Consider the following 18,479-nt stretch of genomic DNA (forward strand, 5'->3'; position numbering starts at 1 on the left):
CGTCAGGTTTGCCGGGTGTGGACGAGGCCGGCGGGCGCTGAGGAGCCGCGGTCACGAAGGACCGGAGCGGGCGAAGCCCGTCTGGTAGGCCAGGACGACGAGCTGGGCGCGGTCGCGCGCGCCCAGCTTGGCCATGATCCGGTTGACGTGCGTCTTCGCGGTCAGCGGGGAGACGTAGAGGCGTTCGGCGATGGCGTCGTTGGAGAGTCCGGCGGCGACGAGGGTGAGCACCTCGCGCTCGCGTTCGGTCAGGGCGGCCAGCTCGGCGGGTGCGGCGCCGGTGGTGGGTTCAGGGCTGGCGAGGTACCGGGCGATGAGGGCTTTGGTGGCTTTCGGCGACAGCAGCGCCTCGCCGCCGGCGACGACCCGGATCGCGTCGAGCAGGTCGGCCGGCTCGACACCTTTGCCGAGAAAGCCGCTGGCCCCGCCGCGCAGGGCTTGGAAGACGTACTCGTCGGCCTCGAACGTGGTCAGGATCAGCACCCGTACCCCGGCCAGGGCGTCGTCGGCGGTGATGGCCCGGGTCGCGGCGAGGCCGTCCAGGTCGGGCATGCGGATGTCCATCAGGATGACGTCGGCGCGGGTTTCGCGGGCCAGCCGCACCGCCTCGTGCCCGTTCGTCGCCTCGCCCACGACGTCGAGGTCGGGCGCGTTCTGGATCAGCATGCGGAAGCCGGCCCGGATGAGGGCCTGGTCGTCGGCGAGCAGGACGCGGATGGTCATCCGGCGGTCTCCATCACGGCGACGTGGCCGTCGGTCGGCAGGTCGGGCAGGGGCAGCCGGGCCTCGAGGCGGAAGGTGCCGTCCGGGTCGAGCCCGGCGTCCAGGGTGCCACCGACGGCGTGGGCGCGTTCGCGCATGCCGGTCAGCCCGTTTCCGGTGCCGGCGGCCGCGGACGGGCGGCTGCTCACGGCGTTGCGAATCTCGATGCGCAGCGCGTCCGGCCGGTAGTCGACCAGCAGCCGGGCCCCGCCCGCGCCGTGTTTCTGGGCGTTGGTCAGCCCTTCCTGGATGATCCGGTACGCGGCGATGTCGACGGCGATCGGCACCGGCCGCGGCTGGCCGGCCTGCCGGTGCTGGACCCGCAGCCCGGCGGCGGTCAGCGACTCCACGAGGTGCCCGAGGCGGGAAAGGCCCGGGACGGGCTCGGTGGGTTGCGCCTCGTCCCCGGACTGGCGCAGCACGTACAGCAGGGAGCCCAGCTCGTCCAGGACCGTGCGGCCGGCCTCACGGATGTGGCCGAGCGCCTCGTCGGCCTGGTCGGGCTGGCTGCGCAGGACGTGGCTGGCAACACCGGCCTGGATGTTGATCAAGGCGATGTGGTGCGCGATCACGTCGTGCAGCTCCCGGGCGATGCGCAGTCGCTCCTCGGCGACCCGGCGGCGGGCCTCCTCCTCCTTGGTCGCCTCCGCACGGATCGCCCGCTCCTCGGTCGCGGCGAGGTAGTCGCGCCAGGTGCGGACGGTGCCGCCGATGGCGGCCGCCATGCCGGTCCAGGCGATCGCACCCAGGCTCTCGGGGTCGGTGAGCGAACCGATCGTGACGGCGTTGATCGCGTACAGGCTGACGGCGGCGACGAGCGCGGCGACGAGCGCGACCCGCCGGCTGGCGGTCCGGGTGACGGTGTAGACCGCGATGATCGCGGTGACCTCGAGTATCGGCGTCCGGTCGCCGGACGCGGCGGTGACCGCGATCTCACCGAGGATCGCGAGCGCCAGCACGGCCAGCGGCGCCCGGCGCCGGGCCAGCAGGAGTACGAACGCGAACACCGCGGCCACCGCGTCGGCGCCGGTCGGCTGGCGGTCGTCGGGGCCGAAGCCGAGCACGAACGGCAGCGCGCCAACCCCCGCCACCAGGGTGGCGAGGGCGGCGTCGAGCAGGTGTGGGTGCTTGCGGTTCAACCGCCGCAGCCACGCCAGGCCGATCATGTGTTCACCGTACTGTCACGCGTCGCGGCGCCGGAGCAGGACGGCGGCGCCGGCCAGGAGTACCACCACGTAGCCGGCGAAGACCGCCAACCCGGGCCAGGCCGACAGCGACGGGCTTGCCGCCTCCACGGCCATGAACGACCCGGCGGCGTTCGAGGGCAGGTAGGGCGAGATGGCGTCGTTCCAGCTGGCCGGCAGGAGCTGGATGAGAATGGGCGCCACGAACAGCGCGCCGACCACGGTCGTGATCGCGCCGGCGGTGTTGCGCAGCAGCGCGCCCACGGCCAGACCGATCAGCCCGGCACCGGTCAGGTAGACCGCCGCGCCGACGACCGCGCGGAACACCCCGGGATCGGCGAGCGTGACGCTGTCGAAGCCGCGGGAGGAGAGGATCGCCTGGCCGGCCAGGAAAGCCACCATCGACGTGGCGAACATCAGCACGAAGCTCACCGCGGCGAAGACGATCGCCTTGGCCCACAGCACCGGCAGGCGGGCCGGTACCGCCGCCAGCGTTGCCCGGATCATCCCGGAGGCGTACTCGCTGGTGCTCATGAGCACGCCCAGTGCCGCGATGGAGAGCGCGGCGAGCATCACCCCGTTGAGGCTGATCGCGGCCGGGTCGCTGAAGTCGTCCTGGCCGGGACCGTCGTCCGCGGCGCTGATGACGCTGGTGATGAGCGTCCCGATCCCGATCGTGAGCAGCGCCGTGATCGCCAACGTGTAGATCGTGGAACGCAGCGACCAGAACTTGATCCACTCCATGCGGACTACCCGCGGCGGTGTGACCCGCAGGTCGGTGGTGGTCATCAGTTCGTCCTTCCGGCGCTGGCCAGCGCGTCGGTGCTGGCGTGGTACTCGACGGAGTCGCGGGTGAGCTCCATGAACGCCTCCTCCAGCGAGGCCTCCCGCGGCGACAGCTCGTGCAGGACCACGCCGGCGGCGGCCGCGCGCTCACCGATCTCCGCGGCGTCCAGCCCGGTGACCTCAAGGACGCCTGGTTCAGCGTTGGTGACCGTGACGCCGTCGCCCAGCAGCACGCCGCGCAGGCTCGCGGCCTGCGGCGAACGCACCCGGACGCTGCGGCTGGACGCTTGGCCGATGAAGTCGGCGATCGGCCCGGCGGACAGCAGCCGCCCCCGGCCGATCACGATGAGGTCCTCGGCGATCAGCGCCATCTCGCTCATCAGGTGTGAGGAGACGAAGACCGTCCGGCCCTGCCCGGCCAGGCTCTTGAGCAGGTTGCGGATCCACAGCACGCCCTCGGGGTCCAGCCCGTTGACCGGCTCGTCCAGCATGACGATCCGCGGGTCGCCGAGCAGCGCCGAGGCGATGCCCAGCCGCTGCCCCATGCCGAGCGAGAAGCCGCCGGCCCGCTTGCGGGCCACGTCGGTCAGCCCGACCATGTCGATGACGTCGAGCACCCGGCTCTTGCCGATGCCGTTGCTCGCCGCCAGGGCCAGCAGATGGTGGTACGCCGAGCGCCCCGGGTGGATCGCCTTCGCCTCCAGCAGCGCCCCGATCTCCCGCAGCGGCGCCTTCAGCTGCGCGTACTGGCGGCCGTTGACCCGCACCTGACCCGCCGTGGGCCGGTCCAGGCCCATGATCACACGCATCGTCGTCGACTTGCCCGCCCCGTTGGGGCCGAGAAAGCCGGTGACCACGCCCGGCCGTACGGCGAAGCTCAACGAGTCGACCGCGAGCTTCTCGCCGTACCGTTTGCTGAGCTCGTTCACCTCGATCATGTGCCACCCTCCAGCTGTCTCACTCGATGTGGCTCAAGATTCGTCGCAAGATCGGGCGGCGGCATCGTCCAGCCGCAGACACTCCGGCGTACTGCGATCGCGGTACACCCCCTACGGGTGGGGGTTCCGATTCAGTAGTCAGCTGCCATCAGCCGCAGGACGACAGGCACGGGTCGTCACGGAGATCGTGATGTCTTCCGACACTTCAGATGGAGACGTCCTGTGGCAACGTTATTGGCTCGGCTCGGCCGGTTCGCTTTCAGGCGCCGCGGCCCGGTGGTGCTCGTGTGGCTGGCCATCCTGGCCGGCACTCTCTTCGCCGGCCTGACGGCGGCGGCAGCGCCCGACGACGACTTCTCGGTGCCGGGCATCGAGTCGCAGACCGCCTTCGACCTGATGCGGCAGCGGTTCCCCGGCCTCACCGCCGACGCCGGCGACGCGACCGTCGTGTTCGTGGCCCCGGCGGGCGCGACGGTGACCTCGGCGCCGTACAAGTCGGCGATCGAGTCGGCCGTCCGGCAGCTCGCCGGCGGCGGTCAGGTCGCCATGGTGGACGACCCGTTCCAGGCCGGCGCGGTCAGCGGCGACGGATCGGCGGCGTACGCGAGCATCAGGTTCGCCGTGAAGGCCAGCGCGGTCACCGACGCCAGCGTCGCGGAGATCGAAGCCGCCGCCGATGCCGCGAGGAAGGCGGGGCTGACCGTCGAGGCCGGCGGCAGCGCGATGGAGCCCGGTGGCGGTGGTGGCGTCGCGGAGATCATCGCCATCGGTCTCGCCGCGGTGATCCTGCTGATCACGTTCGGCTCGCTTGTCGCAGCGGGGCTGCCGCTGCTGACCGCGCTGCTCGGGGTCGCGGTGAGCATGATGTCGATCCTCGCGGTCGGCAACGCGCTCGGCCTGTCCGCCACCACCGGCACGATGGCGCTGATGCTGGGTCTCGCCGTGGGGATCGACTACGCCCTGTTCGTGGTCTCCCGATACCGCGAGGAGCGGGCCCGCGGCCTTTCCGCCATCGACGCGGTCTCCCTCGCGGTGGGCACCGCCGGCTCCGCCGTGGCGTTCGCCGGCCTGACCGTGGTGATCGCGCTGGCCGGCATGGCGGTGATCGGCATCCCGATGCTGACCAAGATGGGGCTGGCCGCGGTCGCCGCGGTGGTGGTGGCCGTCCTTGTCGCGCTGACCCTGGTACCGGCGGTGCTCGGGTTCGTGCCCGACAAGGTGCTGTCCCGCTCCGCCCGCCGCGGTCAGGTGGCCGCCGGCGACAAGGCTCCGGGTCGCGGCGGCACCCGGTGGGCGCGGCTTGTGCTTCGCCGGCCGATCGCCGTCCTGGGCCTGGGTGTGGCGTTGCTCGGCGCGCTCGCGATCCCCGCCGCGTCGCTGGAGCTGGGTATGCCGGGGGACGAGTCCAGGCCGACCTCGACGACGCAGCGTCGGGCCTACGACGCGCTGGCCAAGGCGTTCGGCCCCGGCTTCAACGGCCCACTGATGATCGTGGTCGATGCCAAGGGCGCGGCCGACCGGGAGAAGGCGGTCGAGTCCATCGCCGGCGGGATGGCCGGGACGAGCGGGGTGGTGTCGGTCTCCCCACCGATCTTCAACGACGCCAAGGACACCGCGCTCTTCCAGGTCGTCCCCTCCACCAGCCCCACCGACGAGGCGACCAAGGACCTGGTCCGCGACCTGCGCGACGCGCGAGCCGAGCTCACCGGCGGTACGGGTGCGACGTTCAAGGTCACCGGGACGACGGCGGTCAACATCGACCTGGCCGGCAAGCTCCAGGACGCGCTGCTGCCCTACCTGGCCACGGTGGTCGGGCTCGCCGTGTTGCTGTTGCTGCTGGTGTTCCGCTCGATCCTGATCCCGGTCAAGGCGGCTCTCGGTTTCCTGCTGTCGGCGGTGGCCGCGCTGGGGGCGATGGTGCTGGTGTTCCAGGAGGGGTTCGCCGCCGGCCTGCTGGGGGTCGAGCAGACCGGTCCGATCATGAGCGCGGTGCCGATCTTCATGATCGGGATCGTGTTCGGGCTGGCCATGGACTACCAGGTGTTCCTCGTGTCGCGGATGCGCGAGGACTACGTCCAGGGCGAAAAGCCGCGCGGGGCGATCGAAGCCGGTTTCCGGCACAGCGCGCGTGTCGTCGTCGCGGCCGCTCTGATCATGATGGCCGTCTTCGCCGGGTTCATCGCCGAGCACGACGCCTTCATCAAGATGATCGGCTTCAGCCTCGCCGCCGCGGTGTTCCTGGACGCGTTCGTGGTCCGGATGGCCATCGTCCCGGCGGTCATGGCGCTCCTCGACCGCCGCGCCTGGTGGCTGCCGGGTTGGCTTGACAGGATCCTGCCGAGGGTCGACGTCGAGGGCGCGAGCCTGAGCCGCGATCCGCTGGGCGCGCCGGACCGCGAGCTGGTCCGTTCGGGAAACAATTGACGCCAGCACAGCGGCGCACAGGAGGAGCACCATGGCCAGCCTGGAGGAGTACGTCGAGCGGTACCCGCGGCTGACCGACGTGGTCATCGTGGTCGCCCTGCTCGGTGGCGCGGTGATCGGGGCAAACCTCTTCGGGCCGGGCGAGAGCCGTCCGCAGGGTGTCTGGATCGCCGAGGTGGCGACGGGGATCGCCTGCCTGGCGCTCTTCAAGGCACGCGAGCGCCCGCGGATCACGGTCGTGGTGGCCACCGTCTGCGCCGTCGTCACGGGCGGACTCGGTTTTGTCCTCTCCCCGCTCCTGCTCGCCCCGCTGATGGTCGCGCTGTACTGGCTGGCCGCCGCGACCGACTCCCGGACGACCTGGGCCTACGGCGGCGTCGCGACCACGCTCGTGGTCGCCGCCGCCGTAGGCGTCACCCTCGACAAGATGGTGGCGCTGCGCGCGATCGGGCCCGCGCTGTGGCTGTTGCTGCCGCTGGCGATGGGCAGCCGGAGCCGGCTGCGACACGCCTGGCTCGAGGCCGTACAGGCCCGCGCCGAGCACGCCGAGCGGACCCGCGAGGAGGAGGCGCGGCTGCGGGTCACCGAGGAGCGGATGCGCATCGCGCGCGACCTGCACGACGTCGTGGCACACCACATGGCCGTGGCCAACGCCCAGGCCGGCACGGCCGCCCACCTGCTGGAGTCCAATCCGCAGCTCACCAAGAAGATCCTTACCGACCTCAAAGCCACCACCTCCTCGGTCATGCTCGAGCTGCGCGACACCGTCGGCGTCCTGCGCAAGACCGGCGCCGGCGCGGACACCCTCGAACCCGCGCCGGGGCTCGCCCAACTCCCCACCCTGCTGGAGTCGTGCCGATCCGCGGGCCTGGCGGTCGACGTCGCCGTCGAGGGAGAGCCCCGGGATCTGCCGCCCGGGGTGGATCTGACCGCCTACCGCATCATCCAGGAGGCGCTGACCAACGCCACCAAGTACTCCGCGTCGGCGACCGCCTCGGTGTGCCTTCGGTACAGCGGCACCAAGCTCACCATCACGGTGACCAACGACCGGCGCGCCGACGACCAACCAAGGCGCGGCTCCCCCGGCTACGGCATCATCGGGATGCGCGAACGCGCCCACGCGGTCGGCGGCGACCTGCGGGTCAGCGACAGCGGCGACGCCGCCTTCGAGGTCGTCACCGCCCTGCCGCTGCATCCGCACGCGCCCGCACCCCAGGCCGCGCCGTGACGATCCGCGTCCTGCTCGCCGACGACCAGGCGCTGCTGCGCGGGACGTTCCAGCTGCTGATCGACTCGTGCGACGACCTCGAAGTCGTCGCCGAGGCCGCCGACGGCGCCCAGGCCGTCGACCTCGCCCGCAGACACCACCCCGACGTCATCGTGATGGACGTGCGGATGCCCGGCACGGACGGACTGACCGCCACCGAGACCATCTGCGCCGACCCCGCTCTGGCCGGCACCCGGGTACTCATCCTCACCACCTTCGAAAACGACGAGCACGTCGCCCGCGCCCTCCGCGCCGGCGCCAGCGGCTTCCTCGGCAAGTACGTCACCACCGACGCCCTACTCGAAGCCATCCGCGTCGTCGCCGCCGGTGAAAGCCTGCTCTCCCCCGGCGCCACCAAGGCCCTCATCGCCCAGTTCCTCGCCACCCCACCACCCGGCACCGCCGCCCTGCCGCCCACCACGCCGGGGATCCGCGAACTGACCAACCGCGAGCTGGAGGCCATGAAGCTTGCGGCCGACGGCAAGTCGAACGACGAGATCGCCCGGGAGCTCCACCTCAGCGTGCTCACCGTGCGCACCCACATCCAGCGAGCCATGTCGAAGGTCGGCGCCCGCGACCGCGCCCAACTCGTCGTCCTGGCCTACAAGAACGGCCTCGTCACACCGGACCCAGGCACGATCTAAAGCTTGATCTGCCCACGTCCGCGCCAGTTGCGGACCGCATGCTCCCGCGGGCACCGCTCCGGCCGGCGGCGAGCTGGCGCTCGCCGAAACCCCCGGCCTCCGCTGCCGGGCCCGCGCGGCAAGCCCGACGCACCCGCGTCCTGCGGCACTGCTTGGCCCGGCCGCGCAGCGCATACGACGGCATACGGCACGGCTCCCACCGCAACCACCCACCGACAAAGCAAACAAGCCGGGGACGGCCCCGCCGGAGCCCGAGGCCCGCGCCGGAGGCGCCGAACCAACCGCAACCACGCACGCGGCCGCCACCTGGGCGCACGAACGGGGCAGCTCGACAGCAACTGGTGCGCGACCAACAGCGGACGGGTGAGGCCGCGGGAGCAGCGGTCTGGACCACGACGGACATCGCGGTAGCTCGAATCTTCTTTCGGCCCAAGGTTTTGAGGCCACGGAGGCAGCGCCCCCTGACTCCGGGAGCTCGCCGTCAGCCCTTGAACGCGCCTTCCATGATCCCCTGCACCAGGCGGCGGCCGACGAAGACGAACAGCACCAGCAGCGGCAGCGTGGCCAGGAACGAGCCGGACATGGCCAGGCCCAGGTCGATGTCCCGGCTGCTCTGAAGCGCCTTGATGGCGATCTGGACGGTGTATCTGTCCGGTGACTTCAGCACGATGAACGGCCACAGGAAGTCGTTCCAGGCGGTGACGAACCCGAACAGTCCCAGGACGAACGCCGCCGGGCGGACCAGTGGGAAGGCGATACGCCAGAAGATCTGCCAGGTGGTCGCGCCGTCCACGCGGGCGGCGTGCATCAGCTCGTCGTCGATGGTGCTGGCGATGTGCTGACGCATCCAGAAGATGCCGAACGCGCTCGCCAGCCCGGGGACGATCACCGCCTGCAGGGTGTCCACCCAGTTGAGCTGCGACATGATCAGGTACTGCGGGACGATGGAGAGCTGGGCCGGCACGGTCATGGTCAGCACGACGATGAGGAACAGCGTGTTGCGGCCGGGGAAGTGCAGCTTGGCGAAGGCGAAGCCGGCCAGCGCGCACAGCACCGCCTGGCCCACACCGATCGCGGTGGAGATGAAGAGGCTGTTGAGGAGCGCTTGCACGAACGGCACGATGTCGAAGACCAGGCGCGCCAGGTGCAGGAAGTTGCCGCCGGGCACGATGTGCGGTGGAAGGCTGTGCGCGGTGGCCGAGTCCGTCGTGGCCACCACGAACATCCAGTAGAGCGGAAACACGCTGAGGAACACCATGGCGCAGAGCGCCGCGTACACGGCGACGGGGAGCCGGTTGATCTTGCGCCGACCGCGCTTTGCCCGCCCGGTGGTGGAGGATGCGGTGTTCATGGACGCTCCGAGCGAATGCGGGTGACCAGCAGATAGTTGATCGCGGCGATGATCACGACCACGACGAAGAGCGCGACGCCGATGGCAGCGCCGTAACCGAAGTGGAACCGGGTGAAAGCCTGCTCGTAGAGGAACAGGGTGAGGGTCTGGCACTGCCGTGCCGCTCCACAGGTCTCTTGATTTACCGGGCTGAGCAGCAGCGGCTCGGTGAAGATCTGCAGCCCGCCGATCGTCGACGTGACGACGGTGAACACGATGATCGGCCGCAGCGCGGGGATGGTGATGTGGCGAAACTGCTTCCAGCTGTTGGCGCCGTCCACGGCGGCGGCCTCGTACAGATCGCGGGGCACCGACTGAAGCGAGGCGAGATACAGCAAGGTGTTGTATCCGGTCCACCGCCAGGCAACCATCGTGGCGACCATGATGTGGCTGCCCCACACCGACGCGGTGAAGTCGATGTGCTCGAAACCGAGCAACCCGAGGAACCAGTTGAGCATGCCGTAGTCGCGGTCGAAGAGCTGGGCGAAGATGATGGTCGTCGCCGCCACGGAGGTGACGTAGGGAACCAGCACCGACATCCGAAACAAGGTGGCCGCCCGCAGCCGTACGTGGTTGAGCACGTGCGCCATGCCGAGCGCGAGCAGCAACTGCGGCACCGTCGACAGCACCCAGATGCTGAACGTGTTGCGCAGCGCGCCCCAGAACCGCGGATCGTCGAGGAGCTGGGAGAAGTTGGCCAGCCCCACATAGCGATGCTCGCCGATGGGATCCCAGTCGAACAGGGAGACGTAGAACGTGAACAGCAGCGGGAACAGCCCGAAGATGAAGAAGAGCAGGAAGAACGGCGCGATGTACGCGTACGGCGCCACTCGCTCGCGCACGCCCATCTGGATGTGGCGGTAGCGGGTCGGCCGGGCAGTGCCCTTCGGGGCCGTGGCTGGGCTGAGCGTGGTGGTCAAGCGGTCACCTTCCGGACGTGGCGGCCGGCTGGGCGCCGGCCGCCGTCACGTCGTCGTCCATTCAGCCGCGGATGGCGTTCTTGACGTTGGCCAGCGCGGTGCTCCACGCCTTGTCCGGGGCGAGCTTGCCCTGCTCGACGCTGGTGACGGCGTTGAGCAGCTCGGTGCCGATGGCGGCGTCATCCACACCGATGTAGAACGGCTTGATATTCAAGACGGAGTCGGTGTAGATCTTGCCGATCGGTGCGTTGGAGAAGAACGGCTCGGTCCTCCCGACGAGCTGCGGGTCCGAGTAGACCGACGGCGTCGTCGGCAATGCCCCCTGCACCAGGAAGTGCTCGAGCTGGCCGGCCGGCGACTGCATTTCGGCGATGTAGTTCCAGGCTGCCTGCGGGTTCTTCGCCCGCTTGGGGATGGCGAGATAGCTGCCGCCCCAGTTTCCCGAGCCGCCGGGAATAGCGGCGATATCCCACTTACCGGATGTTTTCGGGGCATTGGTACGGATCGCGTTGAGCATCCACGACGGCGCGGACATGGCCGCGAAGTCACCCTTGGTCATGCCCGCGGTCCAGCCTTCCGTCCACGACTGTTGCTTGGCGGAGATGCCCGCCGCGTGGATCTTCAGGGTCTGGTCGAACGCGGCCTTGACCTGTGGGTTCTTGTCGTAGGACAGATTGCGGTTGGCGTCGTAGTAGCGCTCCGAACCCTGGTTGACCGCCTGGAAGAAGACGCTCGTCGGGATGTTGTCGATGAACGGCTTGCCGGTCGCCTTGACGTACTGCTTGCCGACCTCCGTGAACGCGTCCCAGGTCGGCCACAGCTTGGACACCTGCTCCCGATCCGTGGGCAGACCTGCGGCCTTGAACAGGTCGGTTCGGTACGCGATCGCCATGCCGCCGACATCCGTCGGTATCCCGATGATCTTGCCGTCCTCGGTGACCGACTGTTTGATCACCCAGTCGAGATAGTCCCCCTTCACCTTGTCGGCGCCGAGCGTGGCCAGGTCCACGAAGTTTTCCGGGGACTCCATGAACTTCGGCAGGTTGTCACCCTGGATCAGCACGAGGTCGGGCACCTTGCCACCGGCCAGCCCCGCGGTGAGTGCCTGTGCCGTCTCGGTCGTGCTACCCACCTCGGTGAGCTTGACGTCCACGTCTGGGTGCTTCTTCTTGTACCTATCGACCTGGATCTTCTGGTTGATCTGGGTGAACGACCAGAACTCGAACGCCTTCGAGTCGGACGATCCGGAGTCGCTGTTGGATCCTGGCGTACAGCCGACGACCAGGAGCACGGCTGTGGCGAAGGTAGCTGCGGTGGTGACGACGCGCTTCACGCGGCCCTCCAGACAATGGTCGTGAGCTGCGGCGGCCGGAAGTGACCGCTCAGGAAGAGCCATGCCCCCGTCGGCGGCTCTGTTTCCGGAAGACTTCCGGTATTCATATTCTCGTATGACGTATGACCATACTCAGCACCATGAATCCCGTCAATGATCGCCGCGGCCCCAGGGATCGACGGATCGATAGACCCTTTCGGCTCGGACCCGAAACTTTCGGCGGCTGCGGCTCGACTCGAACTGCCCGTCCCGGAGGCGCTTCGCCGCCGACCCGCCGCCGACCCGCCGCCGGCCGGCCGCCAGGTAGGCTGACCGTCGCCAGACCAAGGCAGAAGTGGACGTCGATGTCTCGCACGGACGAAGTCATCAACAGCATCAAGCGGATGATTCTCGAAGGGGTGTTTCGCCCCGGAGACCGGCTGCCGGTCGAGAAGGACCTCGCCGAGTCGCTCGGCGTCTCGCGCGGCTCCCTCCGGGAAGGGATCTCCGCCCTGTCGATCCTCGGCGTCGTCGACACGCGGCAGGGCGACGGCACGTACATCACCAACCTGGATGTGACGAAGCTGCTCGCCCCGATGGGCTTCGTCGTCGACCTCGAAGGGCGCGGCAACGCCCGCCACCTCCACGCGGTCCGCCGCCTGCTCGAGTGCGAAGCGGCCAGGTTGGCCGCCACAAGGATCACCGACGCGGCCTTGGCCGAGGCCCGGGCATTGCTCGACGAGGCGGTCCGGATCGCCGGCGAGGTGCCACACGACCACGAGCGCGTCATCGAGATAGACATCAAGTTCCACCGCATCATCGCCGCCCACACCGGCAATCCGGTACTGGTCGGCCTCGTCGAGGCGTTCGCCGGCCGCACGGTGCGCGCACGGCTGTGGCGGAGCCTGCACGAGGAGGGTGCCGACCAGCGCACCCACGAGGAACATCTGGCGATCTGGAAGGCGCTGGCCGCGCGCGACCCGGAACGGGCCCGGATCCGGATGGCCAACCACCTGATCGGCGTGGAGGAAGCCCTGTCCGGGCTGTCCGACGACGAAGCGGCGCCGCCCAAAGACTAGGTGCCGGTGCGTCGAAGGCCGGCGGTGCTCGCCCGCACCACCAGGTCGGGTGGCAGCCGCGCGTGTTCCACGGGCAGCTCCCCGCTCCGGTCGATCCAGTCGAGCAGGACCGCGAGGCTGCGCCGGCCGAGCTCGGCGAAGTCCTGGTGGACCGTCGTCAGGGGAGGCAGGAAGTAGCCCGAGTCCGGAGTGTCGTCGAAGCCGACGACGCTGACGTCTCTCGGCACCCGCCGGCCGGCCTCCTGTAATGCGCGGAGTACGCCGAGCGCGATCTGGTCGCTGCCGCAGAAGATGGCGGTTACGGACGGATCGTGGGCGAGCGCCAGGCCTCGCTCGTACCCGGACCTGGCGCTCCACTCGCCGGGCCAGATGGCGGGTATCGGCGCCTCGGCCGTGAGGAGCGTGCTGCGCCATCCCGAGATGCGCTCGCGGGCCTCGGGCCAGTCGGACGGGCCCGCGACATGATGGACGGTGGTGTGACCGAGATCGAGCAGGTGCTGGGTGGCGAGGCGGGCGCCGGCCACGTTGTCGATGCGCACCGTGGGCGTGGTGCCGCTGATGCCGCCGCCCACGCCGACCGTGGGTAGACCTGGTGGCACGAGCAGGAGGGCGTCCGTCAGCGCGGGCTTCGGCGCGATCGCGATGATCCCCTCGACCACGTGCTGGCAGAGGCGGTCGACGGCCTCCAATATGGACCGCCGGTCGATGGCGTGTACGTTCGCGACGGTGACCAGGTAGCCCGCCGCGCGGGCGGCCTCCTCGATCCCGTACAGCATCGAGGACGGGCCGAAGAGGGTGGTCTCGACTCCCAGCACACCCAGGATCCCGGAGCGGCGCGTGACAAGCGCGCGGGCGGCGAGGTTGCGCCGATAGTTGAGTTGTCGCATGGCCGCCAGCACCCGCTGCCGGGTCCCCTCCCCCACGCCGGGACGCTTGTTCAACACCCGGGACACCGTCTGGTTGGAAACGCCGGCAGCCAGCGCCACGTCCCGCATGATCGATCGCGGCCGCCCACCTTTGTCCGGCTCGGATCGCGGCACCGGATCGGCGTACCACCGTTCGTGCTCATCGTCCATCAAGGACCGACCGCACCTCCTTCATGTGGTCGTACAGGTGACGTTGGTCGGAGGGTTGTTCGCCCCGCTCGTGGAGGCGACGAACCCGAACGTGGTGGAGCCACCGGCGGGGAGCGCGCCGTTGTAGGCCACATTGGACACGGTCACGTTCGCGCCGCTCTGCGTGTGCGTACCGCTCCAGATCTGGTTGATGACCTGTCCACTGGGGAACGTCCAGGAGACGGTCCAGCCCTGGATGGGCACCGAGCCGGCGGTCACGGTCACCTCGCCCTGGAAGCCGCCCTGCCAGGAGCCCTTCACGGCGTACACCGCCCGTGCGCCGGAGGGCGGGGGCGAGCTGGGCGGGCTCGTGGTCGGGGATATCGAGGCAGTCGGGCTCACCGACGCGGTGGCGCTCAAGGTCGGTGACGGTGTCACGCCCGGCCGCGCCGCCCGGTAGGTGTGTCCCGCCCGGACGGCGAGCTGGACGACGTCGGTCTCGGGTCGCGTGGTGGCCGGTGTGGTGCCGTCGGTGGCGTCGACGAGGGTGAAGCTGCCGGTGAACAGCCGCGCACGCAGTTTGACGGTGCCGTCGCGGTCGGCCCGGACGACGAGCTCGTCGGCCTGGCCACTGGTCCACGCCATGCCGACGGTGTATCCGCCGCGCCCGCGGAGGCCGCTGACGCTGCCGGTGGGCCAGGCGGAGGGCAGGGCGGGCAGCAGGTGCAGCTCGTTGTTGTGGCTGTGCAGGAGCATCTCGGCGATGCCGGAGGTGGCGCCGAAGTTGCCGTCGATCTGGAAAGGCGGGTGCAGGTCGAACATGTTCGGCGCCAGCCGATCGGTGCGCACCAGGTCACGCAGGAGCTTGTGCGCACGGGCGGCGTCCTCCAGCCGGGCCCAGTAGTTGATTTTCCAGGCCAGCGACCAGCCGGTGCCGTCGTCGCCACGCAGCTCCAGGGTCTGCCGGGCGGCGGTGTGCAGCTGCGGCGTCCCTCGCCTGGTGATCTGGTTACTGGGATGCAACCCGTACAGGTGCGAGACGTGCCGGTGGGTGCGTTCGGTCTCCACCCAGTCGGCCAGCCACTCCTGGATATTGCCCCGCGACCCGACCCGGGTCGGTGGCAACCGATCCCGGGCGGTCAACACCTGAGTGCGGAAAGTCGCGTCCACGCCAAGGATCTCCGCCGCTCGGGCACAGCCGTTGAACAGGTCACGCAGGATCTGGTTGTCCATCGTCGGCCCGGCACACACGCTGGCGTTGCTGTGGTGCGGCAGCTCCGGCGAGTTCGACGGGTTGGTGACCAGGTAGCCGAGCGTGGGGTGGGCGACGAGCGTGTCGAGGAAGAACTGCGCCGCGCCTTTCATCGCCGGGTAGTTCGCGCGCAGGAACTCGACGTCGCCGGTGAACAGGTAGTGGTCCCAGATCATCGTGGCCAGCCAGGCACCGCCGGTCTGCCACATCCCCCACACCGCACCGTCGACGACCGAGGCGCCGCGCCAGGCGTCGGTGTTGTGGTGGGTGACCCAACCACCGGCCCCGTACTGGGCTTGCGCGACCCGGGCACCGGTCACCGTCAAGTCTTTGATCATGTCGAAGACCGGCAGGTAGCACTCGGCCAGGTTGGTGCTGTCGGCCGGCCAGTAGTTCATCGGCAGGTTCGCGTTGATCGTGTACTTCGAGTCCCACGACGGCGCCATCTGGTCGTTCCAGATGCCCTGGAGATTGGCTGGTTGGCTGCCCGGCCGGGACGAGCAGATCAGCAGGTAGCGGCCGTACTGGAACAGCAACGCCGAAAACTGCGGATCGTTGCTGCTGGCGTGCTGGGCGATCCGCACATCCGTGGTCTGGTCCGCCGCGGCGGTCCGCCCCAGGTCGATCGACACCCGGCCGAACAGGGCCTGGTAGTCCGCCACATGCCGGCTACGCAACTGGTCGAAGGCGACCGTGCGGGCCGCGTTCAACCGACCGCGGGCGATGCCCTGGTAGTCACCGTTGACGGTGCGGTAGTTGACATAACTGGAACCGATCGACACCAGCACGGTGACGCTCGTGGCGCCGTTCACCCGCAGGGTGCCACCGGAGCTGGTGACCGTGCCGCCGGTCGCGACGGCATTGGCCAGGGCCAGGAAACGGACCTGCCCGGTGATGCCCTCCATGCTTCCGGAGACCCCGTCCAGGCCGATCGTCGCACCATCAGGGCTCGATACGGTGGTCCGCTGTGGACTGTCGAACGTCGCGGTGAACGTGATCGCGTTGGCCCGATCCGCGGTCAACCGGACCACGATCACCTGATCCGGCGCACTGGCGAACACCTCCCGCTGAAACCGCACCCCGTTCAACACATACGTGGTGATAGCTGTGGCGGTGGTCAGGTCGAGGGTCCGGTTGTACTGCGACGCGCCGCTGGCGCTGCCGAAGGCCAGCCGCAGGTTTCCGACCGGCTGGTAGGCCAACTGCCCCACCGGGCTGCCCAGCATCGTCTGGTTGATCAGATCCTGCGCCTGCGTCCACTGATCGGCGAACACCCGCCGCCGAATCTCCGCCAGATTGGCCGCGCCACGGGTGTTGGCCGAGTCGTACGGGCCACCGGCCCACACGGTGTCCTCGTTGAGCTGAAGGCGTTCGGTGTCGACGTTGCCGAACACCATGGCGCCTAGCCGGCCGTTACCGATCGGCAACGCCCGCAACCAATCCGTTCCCGCCGACTCGTCGTACCAGAGCGCCAGGTCGTTGGCGGCCAACACCTGCGGCGGCGCCACCGAGTCGGCCTTCGCCACCGCCGACCAACCCGCCGGCAACAGCGCGGCACCGGCACCGGCCGCCCCGACCCCGAGAAGCTTCCTTCGAGTCACTTCAGACATGGTGATTTCTCCCGCGGCGCGATCGTCAAGGGCTGGTGCAGGTGAGTGAGGGCATCGATGACGTACCGCCGGCGGTGAAGCCGAACGACGTCGAGGCTCCCTCGCCGAGCGAGCCGTTCCAGGCGACATTTCGAACGGTCGCGGTGGAGCCACTGGTGGTGAGAGTTCCGTTCCAGACCTGGCTGATCGTCTGTCCACTGGCGAGAGTCCAGCGCACCGTCCAGCCGTCGATGGCGGAGGATCCGGCGGTCACCGTGACGTCGCCCTGGAACCCGCCGGACCACGAGCTGGTGGTGCGGTAGGTCGCGGCGCACGCACCGCTCGGCGGCGGGCTGGAGGGAGGCGGCGTCGTCGGGGGCGGGGTGGTCGGGTCGCCCGTGTTGAACTGCCACCAGTTGAGGTTGAACAGGTCGCCACCGCCGCCGGTGAAGCGCAGGTAGAGATCGTGGGTGCCGGTGGCGCCGCCGACCGGGCAGGTGACTGTGGTCCAGGTCTGCCAGCCGCCCGTCCCCGACACGCCGCAGGTGCCCACGACCGGACCGCTTGTGCCGTCCAGGCGCAGCTCGATGCGGCCGCCGCTGGTGGCGGAGGCGACCCGGGCGTTGAACGACGTGGCGCCGCTGCCGAACGCCACGCCCTTGACCTTGATGTAGTCGCCGTTGCTGATGTGGGCGACGTTCATCCCGCCTTCGCTGGCCGGTTCGGTCTCCACACCGGCTTCCCAGGCGATCGTCTCGGCTTCCTGCCGCACGTACGGGTTCAACGTGCCGATCTGCGGCGGACCGGCGGTGGTCATGTTGATGGTGGGGATGGTGCCGTTGGCGTTGTAGGTGAACTTCTCGACGGCCACCGAGCGGGTGTATCCGCCACCGCCGGGCAGGGCGCCGTTGTGGTAGAAGAAGTACGAGCCGCCGTTGAAGTCCACGATCCCGGGGTGGTTGGTAAAGCTGCTGCCCTGGCGCGGCATGATCGTCCCGCGGTAGGTCCACGGACCGGTCGGGCCGGGGGCGGTGGAGTAGGCGATGAACTCACCGCAGCACTCGGCCGCGAAAATCATGTAGTAGAGGCCGCCGCGCTTGTAGACCCACGGCCCCTCCTCGTACAGCGTCGGCCGGCTGGGGTTGCCCGACCTGGCACCGAAGCCGGCCGTGGTCAACGGGATCTGCGTCGGCGCGCCGGAGTACGAGATCATGTCGCTGTTCAGCCGCACGTACCACAGCCGCGGATTGCCCCAGTACAAGTAGGCCTGGCCGTCGTCGTCGATGAACACGTTCGGATCGATCTCGCCGTTGCCCACCAACGGTCGACCGATCGCGTCCCGAAACGGCCCGGTCGGGCTGTCCGAAACGCCGACCCCGATCGCCATGGAGCCGTTGGACCGCTGCTTCACCGGCACGTACCAGTAGAACTTGCCGTTGCGCTGGATCGTGTGTCCCGCCCACGCGTCCGCCGACGCCCACGCGAACGTGGAAAGGCTCATCGGCGAGCCGTGGTCGGTCCAGTTCACCATGTCGGCCGACGACCACACCCGCCACTCCCGCATGGTGAAGTACGTCGACCCGTCCTCGTCGTGACCGGTGTACAGGTAGACGCGGCCGTTGTGCACCAAGGGCGCCGGGTCGGCCGTGTAGATGGTCTGCACGATCGGGTTGTCCGCCCGGGCGGGCAACGCCACGGCGGACAGCACCCCGACACACAGCAAACCGACGGCCGCCGCCAGGGCGCGCTTGAATGTCGCGGCGTGGAGGAACGAAAGTGTCTTTCTCACGGCGCTCCCTCGGGAGTGTGGCCGGCACGCGGTCGGCGTATCCGGCCCGATGTGACGCATACGCAGGTATGGGATCGACGCCACGCGG

At 69.5% G+C, this 18,479-nt stretch carries 14 protein-coding genes; 4 read left to right on the forward strand and 10 right to left on the reverse strand.

What is annotated here, in order from left to right; all coding sequences use genetic code 11:
- Positions 1-51: 51 nt before the first annotated feature.
- From ACTMTJ_RS14485 to ACTMTJ_RS14500, 4 genes are read right to left on the reverse strand one after another with little or no spacing between them, the layout of a single operon-like run.
- On the reverse strand, positions 52-723 hold the full coding sequence (locus ACTMTJ_RS14485; RefSeq protein ID WP_441216901.1) for a response regulator: 672 nt from the start codon (positions 721-723) through the stop codon (positions 52-54).
- Entirely contained in the window at positions 720-1,928 is a 1,209-nt protein-coding gene (locus tag ACTMTJ_RS14490) for a sensor histidine kinase (RefSeq protein ID WP_441216902.1), read from the reverse strand. The genes ACTMTJ_RS14485 and ACTMTJ_RS14490 overlap by 4 nt, the downstream gene beginning before the upstream one ends.
- Before the next feature lie 15 nt (positions 1,929-1,943).
- Entirely contained in the window at positions 1,944-2,735 is a 792-nt protein-coding gene (locus ACTMTJ_RS14495; RefSeq protein ID WP_441216903.1) for an ABC transporter permease, read from the reverse strand.
- The gene (locus ACTMTJ_RS14500) at positions 2,735-3,670 is read right to left on the reverse strand and encodes an ATP-binding cassette domain-containing protein (RefSeq protein ID WP_441216904.1); all 936 of its coding nucleotides are present in this window, start codon (positions 3,668-3,670) and stop codon (positions 2,735-2,737) included. Before ACTMTJ_RS14500 ends, ACTMTJ_RS14495 begins: the two co-directional genes overlap by 1 nt.
- Before the next feature lie 222 nt (positions 3,671-3,892).
- Here ACTMTJ_RS14500 and ACTMTJ_RS14505 point away from each other — a divergent pair, with 222 nt between their 5' ends.
- Genes ACTMTJ_RS14505 through ACTMTJ_RS14515 form a run of 3 tightly spaced genes read left to right on the forward strand, consistent with a single transcriptional unit; the run spans position 3,893 to position 8,005 of the window.
- Entirely contained in the window at positions 3,893-6,094 is a 2,202-nt protein-coding gene (locus ACTMTJ_RS14505; RefSeq protein ID WP_441216905.1) for an MMPL family transporter, read from the forward strand.
- A 31-nt stretch (positions 6,095-6,125) separates the two neighbouring features.
- Positions 6,126-7,322, forward strand: a complete 1,197-nt coding sequence (locus tag ACTMTJ_RS14510; RefSeq protein WP_441216906.1) for a sensor histidine kinase — start codon at positions 6,126-6,128, stop codon at positions 7,320-7,322.
- Entirely contained in the window at positions 7,319-8,005 is a 687-nt protein-coding gene (locus tag ACTMTJ_RS14515) for a response regulator (protein ID WP_441216907.1), read from the forward strand. Before ACTMTJ_RS14510 ends, ACTMTJ_RS14515 begins: the two co-directional genes overlap by 4 nt.
- Before the next feature lie 481 nt (positions 8,006-8,486).
- Here ACTMTJ_RS14515 and ACTMTJ_RS14520 read toward each other — a convergent pair whose 3' ends face one another.
- The 3 genes from ACTMTJ_RS14520 to ACTMTJ_RS14530 all read right to left on the reverse strand — a co-directional run bounded on the left by ACTMTJ_RS14520 (position 8,487) and on the right by ACTMTJ_RS14530 (position 11,648).
- Complete coding sequence (locus tag ACTMTJ_RS14520; RefSeq protein WP_441216908.1) at positions 8,487-9,356, reverse strand: carbohydrate ABC transporter permease; 870 nt, start codon at positions 9,354-9,356, stop codon at positions 8,487-8,489.
- A complete protein-coding gene (locus tag ACTMTJ_RS14525) occupies positions 9,353-10,243 on the reverse strand; it encodes a carbohydrate ABC transporter permease (RefSeq protein ID WP_441217162.1) in 891 nt (296 codons plus the stop codon). Before ACTMTJ_RS14525 ends, ACTMTJ_RS14520 begins: the two co-directional genes overlap by 4 nt.
- Before the next feature lie 133 nt (positions 10,244-10,376).
- The gene (locus tag ACTMTJ_RS14530) at positions 10,377-11,648 is read right to left on the reverse strand and encodes an ABC transporter substrate-binding protein (RefSeq protein ID WP_441216909.1); all 1,272 of its coding nucleotides are present in this window, start codon (positions 11,646-11,648) and stop codon (positions 10,377-10,379) included.
- Positions 11,649-11,992: 344 nt separating this feature from the next.
- On the opposite strand from ACTMTJ_RS14530, the gene ACTMTJ_RS14535 reads away from it, so the two are divergent.
- Positions 11,993-12,706 (forward strand): FadR/GntR family transcriptional regulator, encoded by a 714-nt coding sequence (locus ACTMTJ_RS14535; protein ID WP_441216910.1) that lies wholly within the window; start codon positions 11,993-11,995, stop codon positions 12,704-12,706.
- Here ACTMTJ_RS14535 and ACTMTJ_RS14540 read toward each other — a convergent pair.
- From ACTMTJ_RS14540 to ACTMTJ_RS14550, 3 genes are all read right to left on the reverse strand, one after another.
- Positions 12,703-13,701: a LacI family DNA-binding transcriptional regulator gene (locus ACTMTJ_RS14540; protein ID WP_441217163.1), complete on the reverse strand. Its 999-nt coding sequence runs from the start codon at positions 13,699-13,701 to the stop codon at positions 12,703-12,705. The genes ACTMTJ_RS14535 and ACTMTJ_RS14540 overlap by 4 nt on opposite strands.
- A gap of 102 nt (positions 13,702-13,803) precedes the next feature.
- Positions 13,804-16,623, reverse strand: coding sequence for a glycosyl hydrolase family 95 catalytic domain-containing protein (locus ACTMTJ_RS14545; protein ID WP_441216911.1), 2,820 nt, complete (start codon positions 16,621-16,623; stop codon positions 13,804-13,806).
- Between the two features lie 25 nt (positions 16,624-16,648).
- Positions 16,649-18,451 carry a family 43 glycosylhydrolase gene (locus ACTMTJ_RS14550; RefSeq protein WP_441216912.1) on the reverse strand — a complete coding sequence of 601 codons (1,803 nt, stop codon included), beginning with the start codon at positions 18,449-18,451 and terminating at the stop codon, positions 16,649-16,651.
- Between the last annotated feature and the right edge of the window lie 28 nt (positions 18,452-18,479).

It is taken from the genome of Phytohabitans sp. LJ34, from assembly GCF_052068095.1.
Classification (GTDB): Bacteria; Actinomycetota; Actinomycetes; order Mycobacteriales; family Micromonosporaceae; genus Phytohabitans.

Excerpts from the sequence above, each read along its gene's own strand:
- ACTMTJ_RS14485 (WP_441216901.1), bottom strand. The coding sequence starts at position 723 with ATGACCATCCGCGTCCTGCTCGCCGACGACCAGGCCCTCATCCGGGCC.
- ACTMTJ_RS14490 (WP_441216902.1), bottom strand. The coding sequence starts at position 1,928 with ATGATCGGCCTGGCGTGGCTGCGGCGGTTGAACCGCAAGCACCCACAC.
- ACTMTJ_RS14495 (WP_441216903.1), bottom strand. The coding sequence starts at position 2,735 with ATGACCACCACCGACCTGCGGGTCACACCGCCGCGGGTAGTCCGCATG.
- ACTMTJ_RS14500 (WP_441216904.1), bottom strand. The coding sequence starts at position 3,670 with ATGATCGAGGTGAACGAGCTCAGCAAACGGTACGGCGAGAAGCTCGCG.
- ACTMTJ_RS14510 (WP_441216906.1), top strand. The coding sequence starts at position 6,126 with ATGGCCAGCCTGGAGGAGTACGTCGAGCGGTACCCGCGGCTGACCGAC.
- ACTMTJ_RS14520 (WP_441216908.1), bottom strand. The coding sequence starts at position 9,356 with ATGAACACCGCATCCTCCACCACCGGGCGGGCAAAGCGCGGTCGGCGC.
- ACTMTJ_RS14525 (WP_441217162.1), bottom strand. The coding sequence starts at position 10,243 with ATGGGCGTGCGCGAGCGAGTGGCGCCGTACGCGTACATCGCGCCGTTC.
- ACTMTJ_RS14535 (WP_441216910.1), top strand. The coding sequence starts at position 11,993 with ATGTCTCGCACGGACGAAGTCATCAACAGCATCAAGCGGATGATTCTC.
- ACTMTJ_RS14540 (WP_441217163.1), bottom strand. The coding sequence starts at position 13,701 with ATGCGGGACGTGGCGCTGGCTGCCGGCGTTTCCAACCAGACGGTGTCC.
- ACTMTJ_RS14545 (WP_441216911.1), bottom strand. The coding sequence starts at position 16,623 with ATGTCTGAAGTGACTCGAAGGAAGCTTCTCGGGGTCGGGGCGGCCGGT.
- ACTMTJ_RS14550 (WP_441216912.1), bottom strand. The coding sequence starts at position 18,451 with ATGCGTCACATCGGGCCGGATACGCCGACCGCGTGCCGGCCACACTCC.